Origin of the sequence: Paraglaciecola arctica (assembly GCF_018861065.1) — a bacterium.
Taxonomy (GTDB): domain Bacteria; phylum Pseudomonadota; class Gammaproteobacteria; order Enterobacterales; family Alteromonadaceae; genus Paraglaciecola; species Paraglaciecola arctica_B.
Window position 1 is genome coordinate 26,580 of sequence record NZ_JAHKQO010000006.1, and the last position, 22,404, is coordinate 48,983.

At 40.4% G+C, this 22,404-nt stretch carries 17 protein-coding genes; 14 read left to right on the top strand and 3 right to left on the bottom strand.

What is annotated here, in order from left to right; all coding sequences use genetic code 11:
• Positions 1-55: 55 nt before the first annotated feature.
• A complete protein-coding gene (locus KO534_RS01575; protein ID WP_436836564.1) occupies positions 56-4,531 on the top strand; it encodes an EAL domain-containing protein in 4,476 nt (1,491 codons plus the stop codon).
• 199 nt (positions 4,532-4,730) lie between these two features.
• Positions 4,731-4,892, top strand: coding sequence for a hypothetical protein (locus KO534_RS01580; protein ID WP_215926489.1), 162 nt, complete (start codon positions 4,731-4,733; stop codon positions 4,890-4,892).
• A 512-nt stretch (positions 4,893-5,404) separates the two neighbouring features.
• Here the strand turns inward: KO534_RS01580 and fadJ are convergent.
• Together fadJ and fadI are read right to left on the bottom strand one after the other, a co-directional pair.
• Positions 5,405-7,549 carry a fatty acid oxidation complex subunit alpha FadJ gene (fadJ, locus tag KO534_RS01585; protein WP_215926491.1) on the bottom strand — a complete coding sequence of 715 codons (2,145 nt, stop codon included), beginning with the start codon at positions 7,547-7,549 and terminating at the stop codon, positions 5,405-5,407.
• A gap of 10 nt (positions 7,550-7,559) precedes the next feature.
• Positions 7,560-8,870, bottom strand: coding sequence for an acetyl-CoA C-acyltransferase FadI (gene fadI, locus KO534_RS01590; protein ID WP_215926493.1), 1,311 nt, complete (start codon positions 8,868-8,870; stop codon positions 7,560-7,562).
• A 435-nt stretch (positions 8,871-9,305) separates the two neighbouring features.
• Between fadI and KO534_RS01595 the strand changes: the two genes are divergently transcribed.
• From KO534_RS01595 to KO534_RS01630, 8 genes are all read left to right on the top strand, one after another.
• Positions 9,306-10,262: an AAA family ATPase gene (locus KO534_RS01595; RefSeq protein ID WP_215926495.1), complete on the top strand. Its 957-nt coding sequence runs from the start codon at positions 9,306-9,308 to the stop codon at positions 10,260-10,262.
• 21 nt (positions 10,263-10,283) lie between these two features.
• Complete coding sequence (locus KO534_RS01600; protein WP_215926497.1) at positions 10,284-11,249, top strand: DUF58 domain-containing protein; 966 nt, start codon at positions 10,284-10,286, stop codon at positions 11,247-11,249.
• Positions 11,246-11,749, top strand: a complete 504-nt coding sequence (locus KO534_RS01605; protein WP_215926499.1) for a DUF4381 domain-containing protein — start codon at positions 11,246-11,248, stop codon at positions 11,747-11,749. The genes KO534_RS01600 and KO534_RS01605 overlap by 4 nt, the downstream gene beginning before the upstream one ends.
• Positions 11,742-12,740, top strand: a complete 999-nt coding sequence (locus tag KO534_RS01610; RefSeq protein ID WP_215926501.1) for a vWA domain-containing protein — start codon at positions 11,742-11,744, stop codon at positions 12,738-12,740. Before KO534_RS01605 ends, KO534_RS01610 begins: the two co-directional genes overlap by 8 nt.
• Positions 12,737-14,632 (top strand): vWA domain-containing protein, encoded by a 1,896-nt coding sequence (locus KO534_RS01615; protein WP_215926503.1) that lies wholly within the window; start codon positions 12,737-12,739, stop codon positions 14,630-14,632. The genes KO534_RS01610 and KO534_RS01615 overlap by 4 nt, the downstream gene beginning before the upstream one ends.
• A 2-nt stretch (positions 14,633-14,634) precedes the next feature.
• Positions 14,635-16,353: a BatD family protein gene (locus KO534_RS01620; RefSeq protein WP_354667895.1), complete on the top strand. Its 1,719-nt coding sequence runs from the start codon at positions 14,635-14,637 to the stop codon at positions 16,351-16,353.
• Positions 16,354-16,493: 140 nt separating this feature from the next.
• Positions 16,494-17,051, top strand: a complete 558-nt coding sequence (locus tag KO534_RS01625; protein ID WP_215926505.1) for a sigma-70 family RNA polymerase sigma factor — start codon at positions 16,494-16,496, stop codon at positions 17,049-17,051.
• Positions 17,044-17,751 carry a DUF3379 domain-containing protein gene (locus KO534_RS01630; RefSeq protein ID WP_215926507.1) on the top strand — a complete coding sequence of 236 codons (708 nt, stop codon included), beginning with the start codon at positions 17,044-17,046 and terminating at the stop codon, positions 17,749-17,751. Before KO534_RS01625 ends, KO534_RS01630 begins: the two co-directional genes overlap by 8 nt.
• Before the next feature lie 106 nt (positions 17,752-17,857).
• Here the strand turns inward: KO534_RS01630 and KO534_RS01635 are convergent, their stop codons facing one another.
• The gene (locus KO534_RS01635; RefSeq protein ID WP_215926509.1) at positions 17,858-18,298 is read right to left on the bottom strand and encodes a GNAT family N-acetyltransferase; all 441 of its coding nucleotides are present in this window, start codon (positions 18,296-18,298) and stop codon (positions 17,858-17,860) included.
• Between the two features lie 98 nt (positions 18,299-18,396).
• On the opposite strand from KO534_RS01635, the gene putP reads away from it, so the two are divergent.
• From putP to cysQ, 4 genes are all read left to right on the top strand, one after another.
• Positions 18,397-19,911: a sodium/proline symporter PutP gene (gene putP / locus KO534_RS01640; protein ID WP_215926511.1), complete on the top strand. Its 1,515-nt coding sequence runs from the start codon at positions 18,397-18,399 to the stop codon at positions 19,909-19,911.
• Positions 19,912-20,103: 192 nt separating this feature from the next.
• Complete coding sequence (cysD, locus tag KO534_RS01645; RefSeq protein ID WP_215926513.1) at positions 20,104-21,018, top strand: sulfate adenylyltransferase subunit CysD; 915 nt, start codon at positions 20,104-20,106, stop codon at positions 21,016-21,018.
• Positions 21,018-21,614 (top strand): adenylyl-sulfate kinase, encoded by a 597-nt coding sequence (gene cysC / locus KO534_RS01650; protein WP_215926515.1) that lies wholly within the window; start codon positions 21,018-21,020, stop codon positions 21,612-21,614. Before cysD ends, cysC begins: the two co-directional genes overlap by 1 nt.
• The gene (gene cysQ, locus KO534_RS01655) at positions 21,614-22,402 is read left to right on the top strand and encodes a 3'(2'),5'-bisphosphate nucleotidase CysQ (protein ID WP_215926517.1); all 789 of its coding nucleotides are present in this window, start codon (positions 21,614-21,616) and stop codon (positions 22,400-22,402) included. Before cysC ends, cysQ begins: the two co-directional genes overlap by 1 nt.
• The last annotated feature ends 2 nt before the right edge of the window (positions 22,403-22,404 follow it).

Here is a 22,404-nt window from a genome sequence, read left to right on the forward strand (position 1 = left end):
GCATATTCGTAATCTAATAACATTCCGCAGTTTTTTATTGCCGCTATTTCTGTGCATCTTTCTGGTGCATTCTTCTCATGCAGCAAAAAATATTTTTGAGAAGTACTCGAAATCCCAAGGATTAGTACAAAATACTGTCTCCAATATTATTGAAGATCCTAATGGATTTATGTGGTTTGCCACTTTTGAAGGCCTAAGTCGCTTTGATGGTTATGAATTTAAAAATTATAGGTATTCAAGCAAAGACCCCAATTCTCTTCCAAATAATTTTACCAAGAAACTCCTGCTTGATACCCAAGGAGAACTTTGGGTAGCGACCTCAAATGGGTTAGCAAAATACAATCCGTTAACTGACAATTTTAAACGTTATACCAAGGATAATAGTCAGTTAAATAGTAATGAAATTTTTACTATTGCCTTGAATCACGACGGTAACTTATTAGTTTCCACTGCTGAAAACCTATATCTCTATGACAAACAAGTCGATTCATTTCTACCTTACTCGGTTAATGGTGAAAATCTACCGGCTGACATCAAAGTGGTTTTTAGCGAACAGGACAAAACGTGGTTAGGCAGTTTAGCCAGTGGTATTTTTATTCTGGAACATTCCACGAATACTTTATTTAGTCTGAAAAAAGAGAATCCATGGAACGTGCAAATAAATGCAAATTTTATATTCGATTTCAAAAAGATTAATGATAACTATTGGCTCGCAACAGATAGTGGTGCCTTTAGAATTGATGCTAATTTTGCTTCAGTAAAACGTTTGGATACTAGTAGTAATCCAGCAATTATTGGGAGCGTAGTAAGGAGTATATTAGAAAATAGTAATGGAAATATCTGGGTAGGAACAGAAACTGGGATAAGCATATTAACCCCTCAAGGCGATCACCTATTCTCATACAACGAACAAAACGAAAGAAACTTTGGTCTTGAAAATTCACATATTCTAAGCTTATTCATCGACTCCAACAATTCGATTTGGTTAGGGACCTATTCTGGTGGGATTTACCGATATAATGCTGATGGTTCAGACATAAAACTATTCCGGAAAGAGACAAATGGGTCGTCAGAAAGTCTTGCAATACCCGGCCTATCCGGAAACAACATTTGGGGAATATCCGAAGACAAAAAGGGCAAAATATGGATAGCAACCCAAAACAACGGGATCACTCAACTCGATACTGAGAATTACGTACTCAAATCATTTTTAAGCGAATTTGAGCACCATATATGGGCCATTGAAATCGATGAATCAGATCAAATTTGGTTAGCTAGTTCTGCGGGCATTTTCATTTATTCACAAACAAGCGACTCGGAACTTACCTTAGTTAAAAATATTTACCCGGAATTGGCTATTTTAAAGCTTAAATATTTTTATGGCCGTATGTGGCTGCGCTCTGAAAATGGAATAGTGAATTGGATTGAACCTGAAAGTTTAGAGACTAATAAGATTAATTTAGCTAACGATAAAATCAATTATATGGAGCCACTTCTTGTAGACTCCGACAAGAACCTCTGGCTAAATACAAATTTAGGGATGGTGCTGTACAACCTTGAAAGTAAATTAATTAAGCAATTAGTCATAGAATTGGGGACTTCTGTTAGGCACTTTAACTCCGTTATTGAAACCAATGACAGCTATTGGGTATCGTCTCTAAAACAGGGAGTTATCGAACTAGATAAGAGCTCATATCGAGTGCTCAAAAAACTTAATGATGAAAATGGATTGGCAAGCAATCAGATCCTAAAATCAATCAAGTTTAACGGTAGCTTATGGGTATCACACGTAAATGGTGGTATAGATGAGATATCTTTAGAAACTGGTAAAGTGTTACAAAATATCGCAAATGGACGGTTTGGATACAATGAGTTAAATGAGGACTCTGGATTACTTACCAGCACAGGCGATATTCTTTTTGGTGGTACCGATGGTTTATTAATGTTCGATGCTGCCAAATTGCATCTCAAGACAAAGAAGCTAAGAACGTCTATTGAACCGCAACCAAAAAGAAAAACACCTACAATCACTCAATTGCGCTTATTTAACTTACCTATATCAGTTCATTCGGATAATTCGCCACTTTCAATGCCTATCAACTTGTCGAGTAGTATTGATCTGCCCAATGGGTCTTCAATGTTAAGTATTAAGTTTGCTGAATTAAATCCGCTTGATCCTGAGGCAGTCAGATATCGCTATAGACTGGTAGGTTTGTCCGATCAATGGATAGAGACAGATGCAGAATCGTTGAGGCGAGCCGAATTTTCTTATTTGGATTTTGGTAGTTATACATTTGAAGTACAGAGTAAAAGTCCTTTAGTTTCTTGGTCGAATTCCAAATCACTGCAAATCAACATCGCGCCTCCTATATGGTTGAAACAAAACGCTCTAATTTTGTACGCGTTTTTGAGCATTTTGATTTTGCTTTATTGGTTCAAACAAATCCGCTCTCGCAATGCCATACGCCAATCCATAAAAGAAAACGAAGAACGCCTAAAATTGACTCTTTGGAGCAGTGGTGATGAACTTTGGGACTGGGACATTTATCAAGGTCAAGTTTTTCGCTCAAACACCTGGGGGACGTTAGATTTTCCACAGGATGATATTAGAGTAAACAGCTCATACGAAGCCAATATTCATTCCAATGATATTCAGCGTGTACAGCAAACATTAAATGAACATTTAAGCGAAAAGACAGAGCACTACGAAATTACCTATCGAACCAAGACCTATAAAGGTGATTGGATTTGGATCCTTGACCGCGGAAAAGTGGTCTCTAGAGATAACAACCATCAACCTCAAAGGATGACAGGTACGTTAAAAAACATTAGTCATTTAAAAGAGGCTGAAGAGCAGCTTAAGTTATTTAAACGTTCTATTGAAACCATATCTGATGGTGTATTTATCACCGACACCTCTTTTAAATTTATCTCGGTCAATAATTCGTATTGTCAGTACACGGGCGAAACTCGCGATCAAGCCTTAGTCAGTTACTTAACATTTCATCAATATCCAGGGGCCTTCACTGAAGAAGTTAAAAAATCATTACAACAAAAAGGAAATTGGTTTGGAGAGGTGGAGTCTAGGCGTTCAGATGGCGAAAAATATGAAATGGAATTGAATATCGATGCGATCACCGATGAAGATGGCAAAATAAGCCACTATGTTGGGGTATTTTCAGATATCACTTCACGTAAAGTCACAGAAAAAGAATTGCTAAAGCTATCCAATACCGATCCTTTAACCGAGTTACCTAACCGCTCTTTCTTCCAAGCTAGCCACAGTAATATTGTACGCAGAGATACCCAACACGCTTTAATTTGTTTGGATATGGATAACTTTAAGAAGATTAATGATTCCTTAGGGCACCAAACCGGGGATATATTAATTAAACAAATCGCAAAACGGTTACAGAAAATTGGTGGAACAAAAGCTACCTGCTACCGCTTAGGTGGCGATGAATTTAGTATTTTAATCGATAATTCTACAGACATTCATTACATTACACATTTTGCGCAAACCATATTAGATAATATGGCTCGCCCTTTTATTATCAATAAACAAGAGTTTGTGCTCGGTGCAAGCCTAGGTATTGCCTTTTACCCTGAAGATGGCAGTAATCCACAAGAACTACTAAAGAATGCTGATACAGCAATGTATTTTGCAAAAAACTCTGGTGGCAACAAGTATCAGTTCTTCAGTGGTGAAATGAACCAAAATGCGGTCCGACAATTACAGATAGAAAACCTTATTCGTCATGGTTTAAAAGAAGATTTATTTACGGTTTTTTACCAACCCAAAGTGGATATTGCTACCGGTAAATTGGTCAGTATGGAAGCCTTAGTGCGCTACGAACACCCAGAAAAAGGCTTAGTCAGTCCTGCACAATTTATTCCTTTAGCCGAACAAACAGGGCAAATCATTGAAATTGGTGAAGTGGTTCTCAGAAAAGCCTGTGAAGACACTAAACGCTGGGTTGATGCGGGACTCTTCACTGGACGTGTCGCAGTTAATATTGCAGCGCGCCAATTTGAAATTCCAGATTTGGATGAGCGTATCGTAACAATATTACAAAAATCTGGTTTGTCAGCATTGCATTTAGAGTGTGAGATTACTGAAGGTACACTAATGCAAAATCCAGAGAATGCTCTTAGGATGATGCAACGTTTGCGTGAACGCGGTATTCACTTAGCTCTAGATGACTTTGGCACAGGTTACTCATCCCTTGCCTATTTAAAACGCTTCCCCATTAATACACTAAAAATTGACAAAGCCTTTATAGACGACATTGCAAAAAGTGCCGAAGACAGACATATGACCCAAGCCATTATCACCATAGCCCATAATTTAGGATTGAAGGTAGTGGCAGAAGGTGTTGAGAATGAAAATCAATTGTCAATTTTACGACGCTATGAGTGCGAAATGTTGCAGGGCTACCTTTACAGCAAGCCATTAAATGCCGCTAGATTCGAGCGGCTACTTAAAGAAAACCACCAGTTACAAAAAGTCATCCAAAATTCTAGCGTTTAAGACATTTTTAACCGCGGCGCCATATCCCTTTCCACATAAGACATTCAGGAAATTAAACACCCAAAAATAGAGATGTAATACTATTTTTACGTGGTAAATATTATTCACTTGTTAATATTGGCACAGTTCTCGCTTTTGTTATGTTGACCGGCAATATAATGTCGGCATAAACGTCAATAAAACAACGAGGAAATAAAAGATGTTAAAATCTTATGCGGTAGCACTAGTATTAGCCACAACTACTCCGGTAGCCGTTAAATCAGTAGAAACTGTACAAGCACCTGCTAAAAACCAGACTGCAACTACAACAACCACTGCAGACACGACTAAAAACGGTGTAAAAAGCGGTAAACATTGGTAAATAGCACTAGATAATGTCAATACATTGTCTATGTTTGTGTTACTAGTAGTGATTCATCAATGGTGGCAAGCCATCGTAAGATGGAACATCTAATTCAGTAAATTGTTAACTGAATTGACTTTAAAAAAACAAAAGAGAAGGAACCTCTTTTTTTTTAAGCTCGGAAAAGCGCTTTACCCATCCCTCTTGCTTTAATTAGTTTTATTCTTTGTCTAGATCTAAACAATGGATAGATAACCGGTCCAAAAACCAACCCTGCCAACGCCCATTTTTTTGCTGTTAAGCCCGTTTTAAAAGACTGCACATAATACATCACGCTAAAACATACTGAGCTTATGAAAAACAACAACAACTTGTGAACTCCTGCGTTGGGGTAAATAAAGTGGTGCCTACTAAAATAGAAACACTCTGGAAATAAGGGCTAAGATTTTATCAAAACCTAGCCCATAAAAAAGCCCAACTTTGCTATATGAAAGTTGGGCATCGAATAAGAAGTTGTCGTTTCCAATTAATTAGTAAAAAGAGCGCCCTTCTGCCACCATCTTTTTCAAGCTATCAGCTGGTGTAAACTTGTCTCCAAGTAAACCTTGGTAATACTCTAATCTAGCCACAACATGTGCGATGCCTAAAGTGTGCATGTAGCGGAATGGTCCACCTAAGAATGGAGGAAAGCCTATGCCGAATATCGCCCCAATATCACCGTCACGGGCGTTACGTACTACACCTTCATCTAAACACATTGCCGCTTCATTCAACATTAATAACACACAACGTTCGGCTATCTGTTCGCGACTCATTTTAGACGTTGGGGTAACGCCAAGTAAGCTGTAAATACTTTGATCTACTTCTTTTCCTGGTTTCTTTCCTGAGTAGTCATAAAAGCCACGTTTGTTTTTCTTGCCTTTACGATCATCCGCAAGAATTTTTTCAAATCCAGGGTTAGACGCGAAACGATCACCAAACTGAGCCTGTAAGAAAGGACCAATTTTAGTACCCACATCTATACCTACCTCATCTAACAATTTAACGGGCCCAACCGGAAAACCAAATTTCACTAACGATTTATCAATGTGATCAATTGGCTCGCCACTAAGCAAAACTTCGGCAGCTTCATTCATGTAAGGCGCTAAAATACGGTTCACATAAAATCCAGCCCCATCTTTCACTACTATCGGTGTTTTGCCTTGTTTTTTGGCCAACTCAACAGTAGTTGAAATAGTTTTGTCAGATGTTTTATCGTGCGCAATAACCTCGGCCAGAGGCATTTTGTCTACGGGAGAAAAGTAATGCAAACCAATCACTTGCTCTGGCCTTTTCGCTTTCTCAGCAATTTGTGTAATAGGTATTGAGGAAGTATTAGAAGCAAATATTGTATGCTCGGCGCAATTTTCCTCTATTTCTGCAACCATCTTTTGTTTTAGGTTTAAGTCTTCAAAAACCGCTTCAATTACGACGTCGGCATCACTAAATCCAGAATAATCCACTGACCCAGTCAACAATGCCAACTGTTTTTGCATCTCAGATTTTTGCATAAAACGACGTTTAACTTTTTTGTTTAAAATATCAAAACTATACTTTATGGCGTTGGCAATACCTTCAGATCGAATATCTTTAATACGCGCTGGCAGCCCTGCTTTAGTTGCAGTAACAAAGGCAATACCGCCGCCCATTAACCCACCACCTAATACGCCTACCTTCTTCAAAGATGCTGGTTGGACACCTTCTACACCGTTTTCTTTTTTCATATCGGTAGTAGCAAAAAATAGACTTCTAAGGGCTGCCGATTCAGAACTCATCACTAAACTGCCAAAATGTTTAGCTTCAACTTCTAAGCCTTTTTTAAAGCCCTTATTTAAGCCCGTTTCAATACAGTCAATGATTAGCTCAGGAGACGGATAATTTCCCTTAGTTTGACTGGCAGTTTGTTTACGTGCTTGCTTAAACATGATGTTTCGGCCAAGCGAGGTGGTTTCTAAGAATTTGCCCATAAGATCTAATTTTGGACCTTTGCGTTTAGGCTTTGGTTTTTTGGCCATTTCAATAGCAACGTCCAGCAAAATTGACTGGGGTACCATATCATCAACAATACCGTACTTTTTGGCTTGTTTAGCCCGCACTGAACCACCGGTTAGCATCATTTTCATTGCTTGTTGCACGCTGATTAGCTTAGGTAACCGTTGTGTACCACCACTACCGGGTAACAATCCAAGCTGAACTTCGGGTAAGCCCAATTGCGTTTTTGCATCATCACTACATACTCGATAATGACATGCCAACGCGAGCTCTAAACCACCACCTAATGCTGGGCCATGAATTGCAGCCACAAATGTCACAGGCATATCTTCGATACGCTGAAACATATCTTGTCCGCCCTTAGCAATAGTCGTTGCATCTTCTGCGCTGTTACACGCCGCCAACATGCTGATATCAGCACCAGCAACAAAAGAATTGTCTTTACCACTTACTACCACGACGCCTTTTATACTGCTATCGGCACTTATCTGCTGCAACACAGTATTGATTTGTTCAGCGAATTCCACTTTTAGGGTATTCATAGTTTCGCCGGGTACATCCATGGTTAATATGGCGACCCCATCTTCGCGTACATCAAGAGTAAAGGCGCTTTTCGATTCTGTTGCTTCATTGATTGTAGTCATAATTATCACCTTACTCCGTTTCAACTATCATAGCAGCTGCCAGTCCGCCTGCGGCGCAAGCCGTCAGTAATCCCGTTCCGCCACCGCGACGATTTAATTCATTTAACATCTGAGTGATCATTCGAGTTCCAGTCGCTGCAAATGGGTGTCCATAAGCTAATGAACTCCCCATAACATTAAATTTGTCCATATCTATTTCACCCGTAGCTTTACTACGACCTAATTTCTCTTGGGCGAATTTATCACTAGCGAACATCTTTAAATTGGCTAGAGTTTGCGCAGCAAAAGCCTCATGCATCTCAATCAAAGTCAGGTCGTTTAGTGTCATACCTGCTCTATCAAGTGCCATAGGCGTGGCATAAGAAGGTCCCATTAACATATCTTGCCATACGTCTATTGCAGCCCATGCATAACTTTTAATATATCCAAGCGGCGTATAGCCTAACTCTTTGGCGCGGCTTTCTGTCATCATTAATACAGCAGAGCCACCATCGGTTAGTGGCGTTGCATTTGCCGCTGTGACTGTGCCATGTTTTTTGTCAAACACAGGACGGAGTTTGGCATAACCTTCGAGTTTTGAATCAAAACGAATGTTGTTATCTTTTTCGAGGGCACCTTTGAATGGTTCGGCATATGCAGTCATCACTTCATTGGCTAAGTTACCGTCATTCCAGTTTTGGGCGGCTAAGGTATGTGAACGGTGGGCCAAAGCATCTTGATCTTTACGACTAATGTTATGAGATTTAGCCATTTGCTCGGCAGTTTGCCCCATAGATAACCCTGTGGAATATTCTGCAACCGCGGGAGGAACCGGCATTAAATCTTTCAAACCTAACTTTTTAAGTACTTGCCATTTTTGCCCAAGAGTTTTAGTTTTTTGTAAATCGGTTAAGGCTCTGGCTAAATTTTTGGACACACCTATAGGCGATACTGAGGTAGAATCAGCTCCGCCAGCCACTCCCACACTAATATTCCCTGCCATCATCGACTCAGCAATATTTACTGTTGATTGAAAACTTGTCGCACAAGCTCTAGATACGCTATAAGCGTCGGTATGCACGTTCATACCAGTGCCTAACACTATTTCACGGGCAATGTTCGGAGCTTCCGGCATTTGTACCACTTGACCGTAAACCAATTGCTCAATAATCATTGGATCAACGTTATTGCGAACTAACATTTCATTGACTACCATTTTTCCGAGATCAACCGCTGGAACGCCATGGAAATACGTGGCCATTTTGGCAAATGGCGTTCTAAGGCCTGCTACAATAGCGATTCTATCGCCTTCTCTCGTTTTGACTATCTGTTTAGCTGTCATTTTATGCCCTTATAAATATTCAAACGCCAGTGGTCTGACCTGTAAAATTTAAGTGATTGTACCTAGTAACGAATACGACTTCAAGGCAACTCTAATTACCACAGACTTCCGCTTAACTTGAAATAAACGTTTGCTAACTTACCGGCCAACCTGATGTACAAATTAACAAAAGGGTTGGTGACCTTAGAGTAAGTTTTCAGTTAAAGCGTAATTGCGCCCCTAAAATTGCTTCATTTTTCTCCAATTAGTGTTTTTTAAAGCTTTGTAACATTGTTTTTCATAAGGGGAACCTTATATCGGTTAGCATAGTCAGTAGTCTGGGTTTTGGATCCGTAATTCGTACTCATCCAACACTTTATTAACCTATTAATTTATTAATGCGACATTTATTTAAATTTCTAAATATCCACAAATAAGAAGGAAGTAGTTAACACTATGGCAGCAGCACAATTTAAACAATTACAAGCTTACTTAGATAGCCAAGTGGTGGGTCAACAAACCTTAACGCAAAATATTTTAGTTGCGCTTTTAGCGGACGGTCACCTGTTAGTGGAAGGCCCTCCAGGCTTAGCAAAAACTCGTGCGGTTAACGCTTTAGCAAACGGTTTAGAAGGTGATTTTCACCGTGTACAGTTTACCCCTGATCTACTGCCAGCAGATTTGACCGGTACAGATATTTATCGACCTGAAAACGGCACCTTCGTTTTTCAAAAAGGACCACTTTTTCATAACTTAGTATTAGCAGATGAAATTAATCGTGCTCCTGCTAAAGTGCAATCCGCTTTGCTAGAGGCTATGGCAGAACGACAAATCACAGTAGGCAATACGACTTATGCCCTACCACAGTTATTTTTGGTTATGGCTACACAAAACCCTATTGAACAGGAAGGCACCTACCCACTACCGGAGGCTCAACTTGATCGGTTTTTGATGCATTTAGAAATCGATTATCCTGGGGCGGAAACCGAACTCGAGATTTTGCGCTTAACTCGTAACGAAGCCATGCATTCAGAAGTAGTTAGCCCACCTAACCTAAGTCAACAAGATATATTTAATGCTCGCCAAGATGTCCTTAAAATTCACCTAGACGATGCGTTAGAGCAATATATAGTGCAATTAATTATCGCAACTCGTAAACCACAAAGTTACGACCCTGATTTAGCCAACTGGATAGAATTTGGAGCAAGCCCTCGAGCCACTATAGCGTTAGACAAATGTGCCCGTGCGCACGCATGGTTAATGGGCAGAGATTTTGTAGGTCCAGATAATATTCAAGCTGTGTTCCATAATGTGTTGCGCCACAGATTGCTGCTCAGTTATGAAGCCGAAGCAGAAGGGGTCAACTGTAATCAGGTACTCGACAAAATTTTACAGCTAGTGGCTGTTCCTTAAACACAAGATTAAGGAAGCAGTATGCAAGACATTGCAAAGTGGTTAGCTAAATACCAAAGTGACGGTGTGAATCTGGGTATTAAGGAACTGATCCACTATCAAGGTAAAACAGCGCTAGTAAACCTGTCACCACGTAAAACAGTACAAGCCAAACTTGCCGGTGCTTATTTGGCGAAAACCAAAGGGCGTGGCATGGAGTTTGACGAAGCTCGCCATTACCAAGCAGGTGATGATATCCGCGCCATTGATTGGCGAGTGACTGCACGTACCGGTAAAACTCATACTAAATTGTATCGTGAAGAAAAAGAAAGACCTGTATTTGTGCTTACAGATTTATCTTCGAGCATGCAATTTGGCACACAGTTTCTATTCAAGTCAGTCCAAGCTGCGCATTTAAGTGCTCTTATTGCATGGTCCGCAAGAAAACGTGGGGACCGAATAGGTGGATTAATATTCAACCAAAATCAGCATATTGAATGTAAACCATTTACCCGTCAAAAAGCGGTGTTGTCACTCTTAAATAGCATGATAAAAGTACAGCAAGGCGCAAATTCCAATGAAATATCACCCAACCAAGAACAAGTCACCTTAGCCAACGCATGTGCCAGATTACGAAGGTTGGCTCATCCCGGTAGTTTGGTGTTTATCATCAGTGACTTTAGCCAGTTAGACGAAATCGCTAAACAGCATATCGCGCAGTTAAGTAAACACTGTGAGGTGATTGCTTACCCAATCAGCGACCCTTTTGAACATCGTTTACCACAAGTCAAAATGAGTCAAAGAGTAACCTTAAGTGATGGTCAAAACAGGCAACAAATAGTGTTGGGCGAAAAAAATACTGAAGCTCTTTATTGCAACCAACATCAGGCGCAATTTGACAAAATTGAAAACACGTTAAAACAATGTAAGGCACAGGTAATCCAGATTGATGCTGGTACCCCCCTAGAATTGCAGTTAGATCGATTTTCTGGGAGTAAATACAAATGAATCCACTACAAGATTTAAAAGACATTCATCCACCTAGCACCATAGAGTCATGGCCACCTGCATATGGATGGTGGTTGCTTGGAATATTTTCTATTATTGGCGTGAGCTTTATGATCATGTGGTTTTTACGCGCTAGAAATAAGTCACTAGCTAAACGCCAAGCTTTGAAATCATTGCAACAAATTGATGCCTCAAATTCCGACAGCGTATCGCAACTCAATCAATTGTTAAAACGGGTAGCCATGACGTACTTCCCTAACCACAATGTTCGAGAATTACATGGGCCTCAATGGACTAACTTTATAGTTAACACTCTTCCTAAAAACAAAATTAAAGATTTTTCCGATTCCTTTGAGTCGATGCAACAAATGTTATATCGAGCACAGACTTCAGAAAATGCTTCCTTTGCACGCTACTATAAGTTAGTAGAAACGTGGATCAAATATGCCCTACCACCACGCAAAAAAGTCATTCAACAGTTGGAGCAAAACAATGCTTGAGTTTGAATGGTTGTGGGTATTATTTTTACTACCATTGCCACTATTGACACTGCTGCTTCCCGCTAAAAAACAAAGTCAAGAAGCGGCATTACGTGTACCTAGTCTGACAACTGGAATCGAAACAACAAACCAAAGGAAAGCCACTAACAAGCTGAACTTGTTTTTGGCAACGTTAGCGTGGATTGCCTTAGTGGTAGCTACCGCCAGACCACAGTGGTTAGGCGATCCTGTTAGTATTCCTGCTGAAGGGCGAGATCTAATGGTTGCGGTAGATTTATCTGGCAGTATGAAAATTGACGACATGCAAGTTAACGGCAGACAAGTAGATCGTCTAAAAATGATCAAATTCGTATTAAGCGATTTTATCAAGCGCAGGGTCGGAGATAGATTAGGACTAATTTTGTTTGCTGATACCGCTTATTTGCAAGCACCTCTTACTTACGATAGAGAAACCGTTGAACAACTACTCAACGAATCTTTGATCGGTTTGGTGGGTGAGCAAACCGCCATCGGCGACGCAATTGGACTAGCGATTAAACGTTTTGAAGCCCGTAAAGAATCAAATAAAGTACTGGTTTTACTAACTGATGGTCAAAATACCGCCGGAAACATTACGCCGGAGCAAGCAAACGAATTAGCGATTAACAATGGCGTAACCATATACACTATAGGTGTAGGTGCTGACAAAATGTTAGTGCAGAGTTTTTTTGGAAATAGGCAAGTCAACCCGTCGCAAGACTTGGACGAAGACATGTTAACCGAAATAGCTACTTCAACCGGTGGCCGTTATTTTAGAGCCAGAGATGCTGAATCACTGAAGCAAATCTACGCGACTTTGGATGAACTCGAACCCATAGCCAGAGAAAGTAAACAAATGCGACCTCTGCAAGCCTTGTACTTCTACCCTTTGGGTTTAGCGTTGTTAATAACAGTTTTAATGGCGATGTTTCCACTGATGAGGCTAATTAGATTGCGGGGGACAACGCAATGATTGAATACATGTCAGGTTTAAGTGAGTTTCATTTTATTCGACCGCATTGGTTATGGCTGATTATCCCACTGATGATAATTGTGGCGTTAATTCGCTATGTTCACAAACAACAGTCAGGTTGGCAGTCCGTACTTGCCAGTCACTTATATCAGCACCTGATCACAACACAAGGGCTCAAAAAAGCTCGCCCTCCCCTATTGTTATTAGGGTTCTGTTGGATTTTAGCCACTGTCGCGTTGGCTGGCCCAACTTGGGAAAGATTACCGCAGCCGGTTTATCAGTTAAATGCAGGTAAAGTAGTGTTAATGGATATGTCGCTATCTATGCGAGCCACTGATGTTAAACCTGATCGACTCACTCGAGCAAAATACAAAGCGATAGATTTAGTTAACGCAATTACCGAAGGTGAAACCGGATTAGTGGCGTATGCTGGCGACGCATTTACTATCAGTCCATTAAGTTCAGACGCACAAAACCTCACCACCCTTATTCCCAGTCTAACACCAGAAATCATGCCAATTGCCGGCAGTGACCCTGCATTAGGTTTACAAGCTGCTATTGAGTTACTCACCAACGCTGGGTATCAACAAGGTGAGATATTTTGGATCACTGACGGGATCAGCAACCAACAAATGAAAGAGGTCAGCGAAATATTTAATAATTCGCTGTTCCGCTTATCTGTACTTGGTGTTGGCACTATAGAAGGTGCGCCTATACAACAAGTAGATGGAGAGTTATTAAAAGATAGTCGCGGTGCGATCGTGCTCCCCAAATTGACAGTTAATAACTTAAAATCTTTAACTCGAAGCAGTGGTGGGCGCTATGCATCTATGCAATCTGACGATAGCGATATCGATTATTTGATTGAACAAACTCTACTTGACGAAACACCCGATAAAGATGAAGACGATAAACAAGAAAAATTTGGTGATAAATGGCAAGAGATGGGACCTTATTTACTGCTTCTTATCATTCCCTTTGCCGCATACAGTTTTAGGCGCGGTATAGTGACTGCACTGTTTATTGGTATTTTAATACCCACTTATTCTCCTCAAGCGCGAGCTGACTGGTGGCAAGACATGTGGAAAACTCCTGATCAGCAGGCCATGCAAGCCTTTAACCAAAACGAGTACGAACAAGCCGCGAATACTTTTATGGATCCTATGTGGCAAGGCACTGCACATTATAAGAATGGTGATTATCAAGCAGCGTTAGAATCCTTTTCACAATTAACTCCTAATGATAAAAACTATACAGAAGCGGCTTACAATGCGGCCAATTCTTTAGCGCAACTAGGCGAAATAGACCAAGCAATTGCAGTCTATGAAAAGGTATTAGAACAACAACCTGAACATGAAGATGCCGCAGCAAATAAAGCTTTACTTGAAAGATTGAAAAACCAACAAGAACAGCAGCAAGAGCAGTCTGGGGATCCGTCGCAGGATGAAAATCAAGACGGTGAAAATCAAGAGCAACAAGATAGTCAATCTGGCGATCAGCAGCAACAAGAGCAGCAATCTCAAGATCCACAACAAGGCCAAGACTCGGAACAAAATGACTCGCAACCACAGGACTCTGAGCAACAAAGTCAAACTGAACAAGAGCAACAAGAGCAACAAGAGCAAGAAGCGGAACAGCAGGGCGAACAAGAGAGTGATGAGGCAGAAGCTGAATCAGAACAACAGCAATCCGAGCAGGAACAGCAAGCCCAGGCCTTACAACAAGGTAAAGAAGAACTAACCGATGAACAAAAAGAACAAATGCAACGAATGCAAACTCTGCTCAATCGGGTGCCTGACGATCCAGCATTTCTATTAAAACGCAAAATGCAAATTGAGTCTCAACGGCGAAAAAGAGAAAGGTTGCCAACAAATTTACAGGGGAATTGGTAATAGTGAATAAGATTAAAATGCCTAAAATAATTATATGTTTAATTTTGTTTTTGGTAACGAATGCGCTTCGGGCTCAATCAATAGAGGTTAGTGCTTCTGTTGATAAGAACCCAGTAATGGTAGATGAATCATTTATACTGTCTGTGGTAGCCAATGGCGAGGTAGATAGAAATGCATTTGACTCTTCGTTCTTAATGAAAGATTTTGTAGTAGGTCGTACTTCAGTCAGTTCGCAAACAAAAATGATTAATTTCGATACGACCAGAACCACTACTTGGTCAACGGTTCTTATTCCTAAAAAGAAAGGCAGGTTTACTATACCTGTATTTAATATTGCAGGATCTAAAACAAAACCCATTGAAGTATTAGTCATCCCCGTATCAGCTAATGCTGGGGCGCAAGGGCGAGACCTGTTTATTACTACTAGTGTAGATGTCGATCAGGTTTACTTACAGCAACAAATTCGCTACACCGTAAAATTACATTTGGGTAAAGATCTTCAAAGAGGCAGTTTATCTAGTCCAACACTGGAAAACGCCGACATAAGGCAAATAGGTAAGGATAAAGAATACAACGAAGTGGTTGATGGCCGCCGGTATCGTATTATTGAGCGTTCTTTTGCAATCATTGCTCAGCAAAGTGGTAGCTACACAATTGAAGGACCATTATTCGAAGGGGAAGTGATAGATAACACAAGGCAAAGTTTTGGTTTCTTTAATCGCAGTAAAGCGGTTAACAGAGTTGGACCTAGTCAGAATATTACGGTTTTACCTATACCAAGTAATTACGACCAACATTGGTTACCGAGTGACTTTGTGCAATTAGACGATGAATGGCAAGGCAATACCAACGATTTTGTCGCAGGTGAGCCGATCACTCGCACTATTACTTTAACCGCAATAGGTGTAGTCGAAGAACAACTCCCAACTATCTCAAGTGTTTACCCAGACTCAGTAAAAACCTATCCAGATCAAGCTGAAACCACCACAGTTGAGAGAGATAATTCCTTAATAGCGCAGCGCAAAGAAAGCATAGCGATTATCCCCAGCCAAGCGGGAGAACTCGTCATTCCTGAAGTGCGGATCCCTTGGTTCAATACCATTACGGGTAAAACAGAATACGCAGTATTAGCCGAGAAAAAATTGCAGATATTACCTGCAACAACTCAACCCACTACAACGATTCCTATCAATCCGAGCGTTCAAAGCACTGCGGTAGACCAACCGCTGCAGCCCTCTCCGGCTAATTTAGAAGTCCAAAACAACAATATGCCACAATATTGGATGTGGCTGAGCGTCGGTTTATTTTTGTTATGGATCATTACGTTAGTGATGTGGTGGCGACAGGTTTGGTTATTAAAATCAGCGACTCAGCAGTCAAATCAATCAGTAGTTAGGAATACCCAAAGTGAACAGTTATTATGGAAAAACCTTGAAAAGGCACTAAACAAAAATGCTGCTGCTGATACACAAAAATCCCTCGCTTTGTGGCTTGGCAATTACATAAATGATAAAAATGTTTCCTTAGAACACAGCTTGAAAGTGATTGATGATGCTATGCTGTCTAAAGCGGTCAACACACTACTAGCCGCTCGCTTTTCAAAAAACCAAAGTGAATGGCAAAGTAAAGAGTTACAGCAAATATTGCGAAAAATGCGTAAAAAAGGCAGTATCAAAAAACAAACTCAACAAAACTTGTCTCCGCTGTATCCAGCCACTTAGTAAATGAAGCTGAGTGTTTCGACAAAGTTTAGATAGGTTTTTCAACGCTGTAAGCCAATTATCTGACTATTTAGCTTTGCGGTAAAATACCAGTAGTGATTGTAATAACCCACTGGCCAAAAATAATGATGGAAATTTAGATGTTTTCACGAAAGCAAAATAGTCAAGCCTCGGTCTCTAATGACATGCTAAATAAACAAAAACGATATGAAGTGTTAGTGCTAGCGCTTCATACTGATATATTCCGGTATGCTTGTTGGCTTGTTAAAAACAAAACAGTAGCAGAGGACATAGTACAGGAGACTTTTCTTCGCGCATGGAAATCTTTGGATTCTCTCAAAGACGAAAAAGCCGCGAAGTCTTGGTTAATTACAATATTGCGAAGAGAAAATGCGAGGCGGTTTGAGCGAAAACAATTTGATTTAGTTGATATAGATGATGTCTCAATAATTGATGACCAATTGACCAATGAAGTCGAAATTGAACATAGGGAATTGCGTGCAGTTATGGGATCGTTAAGTGAAGAATACAGAGAACCTCTAATGTTACAGATAGTGTTTGGCTATAGCGGTGATGAAATTGCACAGCAGCTTAACTTAAACAAAAATACCGTAATGACTCGATTATTCAGGGCCCGTAATCAGGTTAAAGAAGCCTTGGACAAAGCCAACGAAAACAGGGGGCGTGAAAATGGATGAGTTAGAATTCCGTCGTACCTTATATGCCGATCCTAATTGTACTGATGAACGAATATTGGCGGCCATTGATGAAGATCCTAAAAAGCAGGCGTTCCGCAAAGAGCTTAAACAACTCGATAAAGATATGGACCTAGCTAGTCAAGTAAAAGTACCTGACGACTTAGTACATAAACTGCTGTTACGGCAAACTATGCAATCGCATAGAGTAAGTAAAGTTCGTAATCGCATTCAACTTGCGATGGCAGCATCGGTGGCTTTTGTAGTGGGCGTGAGCTTTACCATGTGGCAGCAACATAATCTATTGAATATAGCCGACCAAGCTATCGCACATGTTTATATGGAAGGTAATTACGCACTAGAGGCCCAAAATAACGTATCGCTGCAACAAGTGAATGCGAAATTAGCGCAATTCGGTGGCGAGTTCACAGAAGAGTTAGGACAAGTGTATTATGCCAACTTTTGTGATTTTGAAAATGTCAGGAGTTTGCATATGGTAATGCAAGGTGAAAACGGTAAAGTATCAGTTTTTGTCATTCCTCATGACGATGCCCACAATGCTGAAAGTACAGCTAATGGTCGAGGTTATCAAAGCCAAGCCTTGGATCTTAAACGCGCCAGTATTGTTGTAGTGGGTGAAGAAGGCGCAAATATAGAAGGAATGAAACAACAACTTAAACGCAAGATTCACTTTTCCGCTTAAGGTTTGGATTCATATATAACTGTTTAAAATGAGAAAAATGCTTCCCTTGGGCGAGGCATTTTTTATATTTGAGTAGATATTTCGAGTAAACCTCAAGCCACTTGGATTATGGTGCGCGATAAATCATCCCAATGTGCATAATGCCACCATCATCATATTGATTTCCAAACTCAACAAACCCTAACCTACGATAAAACTCACTGGCCTCAATCTGTGAAGATAAGGTGACTTTAGCCATTGGATAATTTTCTTGAATATCCTTTAACATAGCGACAATCAAAGATTTACCTAACCCTTGCCCCCTAGCTTTTGCAGCCAACACTATCCGCTCTATTTTTACTTCTCCGCCCCCTAAAATTTTTCGATATCTCCCGTAAGCGATTAAGCGCTGTTGAGTGTCAAACTCTAAAAAATGCATTGCCTCTTGGTCATAATCGTCAAGGTCAAAATAAATACTATTTTGTTCGACAATAAATACCTCTTGACGCAATTTTGCCAAAGCATAAAGCTCATCTTTAGTGAGTTGTTCAAAGGTTTTTGTATACATTGTGGCATCTGACTAGCGAATTGTTCGTACAGTTGTTAGCATACGTCAACTGCTAAAAACTTCATATCTTTTCGTCACTTACTTCTAAGGTAACTTTCATGGATCCCTTTACGTTTATCTCTCTTGGCCTGTACTTTTTGGTTATGCTTGGCATTGGCTTGTATTCTTTTAAACAGTCCAGCACAGACGTTGAAGGATATATGTTGGGTGGAAGAAGCTTAAGCCCTAAGGTAACGGCGCTGTCAGCTGGGGCATCTGACATGAGCGGATGGATGCTAATGGGCTTACCTGGTGCTATGTATGTATCAGGGCTTTCGAGTGCTTGGATAGCAGTGGGGTTAGCTATTGGGGCCTATCTCAATTATATTTGGGTTGCCCCGCGTTTAAGGGTTTATACCGAACTCGCAAAAAATGCCCTGACGATCCCTGATTATTTCGCTAACCGGTTTAATGACAATAGCCATAGCTTAAGGCTCATTTCTTCTATTGTAATTGTTATATTTTTTACCTTGTATACCTCATCTGGTGTAGTAGCCGGAGGGAAGTTATTTGAATCCTCATTTGGTCTAAGTTATGAAATAGGTTTGTATGTCACCGCTGGTGTTGTTGTAGCCTATACCTTATTGGGCGGATTTATGGCGGTCAGCATTACTGATTTTGTTCAGGGATGTATCATGTTTGTCTCTTTAATACTGGTTCCTGTTGTTGTGTTGTTTGACCTAGGGGGATTCAGCGGCGCAGCAGCACAATTGGGAACTTACGACGCTGACTTTTTAGATTTATTTATTAACGCTTCAAATGGTCAAGCTATGACCGCCATAGGTGTTATATCCCTATTATCATGGGGTTTAGGTTATTTTGGTCAACCCCATATTATTGTCCGCTTTATGGCGATCCGTTCAGTTAAAGATATAAAAACAGCCCGCAGAATAGGCATTAGTTGGATGTTAATTTCAATCAGTGGAGCCCTTGCTACTGGCCTTTTAGGTCTTGCCTATGTCACAAAGACTCAAGGCACTATGCAAGATCCTGAAACTATCTTTATTTATCTATCTCAGATTCTGTTTCATCCTTTAATCAGTGGCTTTTTATTAGGTGCAATACTAGCAGCAATAATGAGTACCATTTCTTCGCAATTGTTAGTCACTTCTAGCTCACTCACTGGCGATTTTTATCAAGCATTTTTGCGAAAAGATGCCAGCCAACAAGAACTCGTAACCGTGGGGAGAATATCGGTAGCATTAGTTGCATTAGTCGCGATTTATATAGCCTATGATCGCGATAGCACGATTCTTGACTTAGTAAGTAACGCTTGGGCTGGGTTCGGGGCAGCGTTTGGTCCTTTAGTATTGATTAGTCTGGTTTGGAAGAAAATGACCAGATTGTCAGCCATTCTTGGTATGTTATCAGGAGCGATAACAGTGTTGATTTGGATTTACGCTCCTATCACGATAAACGGACAGTTATTGAGTGCATGGGTGTATGAAATTGTACCTGGTTTCTTAGTATCAAGCGTTACGATTATTGTTGTTAGTTTATTAGGTAAACAAGAAGACAAGCTAGTAGCAGATACATTCGATAGAGTACAACAATCACTGAAGCAACTTGAATAATTAAGTACAGCAATAAGTATAAAAGTTGAACACTCATTAGAGTAATACTTTTATACTTATTGAAGATATATGCGCCTCAGGTCATTTGAAACTGTTTTAGTACAAATAAGAATACAGATCACTCGTTTTTTTTGTTATTGTTCTAGGCATAGAACTTTTTAATATAACCGAACATCTTTGCGTGAGAAAGCCATGTCTAACTCGATCCCAACAGTATCCCATTTGAAGCAACTTGAAGCTGAAAGTATTCATATTTTCCGCGAAGTAGCTGCTGAATTCGACAACCCCGTGATGTTATATTCTGTGGGCAAGGATTCATCAGTGTTATTACATTTAGCCCGTAAAGCGTTTGCACCAGGAAAAATTCCTTTTCCGCTATTACATGTAGATACCACTTGGAAGTTCCATGAAATGATTTCATTTCGTGACGAAATGGCCAAAAAACATGACTTAAACTTACTGGTACATATTAATCCCGACGGCTTAAAAATGAATGTCGGCCCGTTCAGTCATGGTAGCTCTAAACATACTGACATAATGAAAACCCAGGGTTTAAAACAAGCGCTAGATCACTATAAATTTGATGCTGCTTTTGGTGGCGCCAGACGCGATGAAGAAAAGTCTCGAGCAAAAGAACGCGTGTATTCGTTTCGCGATGAGAATCACCGCTGGGATCCCAAAAACCAACGTCCAGAGTTATGGAACGTATACAATGCGCAAATAAATAAGGGCGAGAGTATTCGTGTATTCCCCATGTCAAACTGGACTGAGTTAGATATCTGGCAATATATTTATATGGAAAACATTGAAATTCCCTCGCTATATTTGGCTAAACCGCGCCCAGTAGTTAAACGTGACGGTGTTTATTTTATGGTCGACGACGATCGTATGCCATTGGAAGAAGGTGAAACACCTGAAATGCGTTCGGTACGATTTAGAACCTTAGGCTGCTATCCATTAACAGGTGCCGTTGAGTCTACCGCCGCGACTTTACCAGAAGTGATCCAAGAAATGTTATTGACCAAAACCTCTGAGCGCCAAGGCAGGGTCATTGATCATGATTCTTCTGGCTCAATGGAGAAGAAAAAAATGGAGGGATATTTCTAATGTCTACCAATATAGTGTGGCATCAGCATGATGTGGATAAAGCTCGCAGAGCAGAAGCAAAAAAGCAGAAACCTTGCGTATTGTGGCTGACTGGTTTAAGTGGTTCAGGAAAATCCACTATTGCAAATTTACTGGAAAAAAAATTAGCTGAGCATGGCAAACATACCTACTTGTTAGACGGTGATAACGTGCGTCATGGTTTATGTGGGGATTTGACCTTTAGCGACAAAGACAGAGTCGAAAACATTAGGCGTATTGGTGAAGTCTCTAAATTGTTTGTGGATGCAGGCATGATAGTGTTAACAGCCTTCATCTCACCTTTTAAATCCGAAAGAGACTTTTGCCGTCGTTTATTAGCCGATGGCGAATTTATTGAGATTTTTATAGATACACCGATAGAAGAATGTGAAAAACGTGATCCTAAGGGGTTGTACCAAAAAGCCAGACAAGGCGATATTAAGGACTTTACAGGAATTGATTCTCCTTACGAAGCCCCCGAAAATCCTGAAATCACTTTAACTTTCTCAGACCAAACCGCGGAACAATCAGCAGAGCAGCTTTTTGATTTATTAAAACAAAAAGGAATTGTGGCCTAATGTTAACGGAAGAACTTATTCAAAGCGTCATCGATATCAGCCACCAAGCGGGCGACAAAATTATGGCCATCTATCAACAGGATTTTGGTATCTATGAAAAATCAGATGCCAGCCCTTTAACTGATGCAGACTTAGCTGCCCATAATTGTATTGTAGAAGGCCTGACCGAAGTATCAGACTTACCTATTTTGTCTGAAGAATCAGCTGATATTTCTTGGCAGGAGCGCAACAGTTGGGATACTTATTGGTTAGTTGATCCTCTTGACGGCACCAAAGAGTTCATTAAGAAAAATGGTGAGTTCACTGTCAACATTGCATTGATTAAAGATGGCGTACCGGTTTTTGGTGTGGTGTATGCACCGGTTTTAAAGCAAACCTACGTAGGTATTTTAGGTAAAGGCGCATTTAAGATAACCGCCGGTGTTAGAGCAGACATCTCCCCTAAAGCATGGACTAAGGGCGAAACCTGGAAAATTGTTGGAAGCCGTTCCCATCAAAGCCCCGAGATACAAGCTTTACTCGACTCTCTAGAAGGTGACACTGAATTAGTCGCCATGGGTAGTTCCCTTAAGTTATGCCTAGTTGCTGAAGGCGCTGCACATCTTTACCCACGCTTAGGTCCTACTTGCGAATGGGATACTGGTGCCGCTCAAGCTGTTGTTGAGGCCGCCGGTGCCACAGTAACAATAATAGAAGATGCAACGGATGCCCTAAGAGCTGATGCTGCACCGCTTAGATATAATCAAAAAGAATCCGTTTTAAACCCTTATTTTTTGGTGAGCTGCTAATT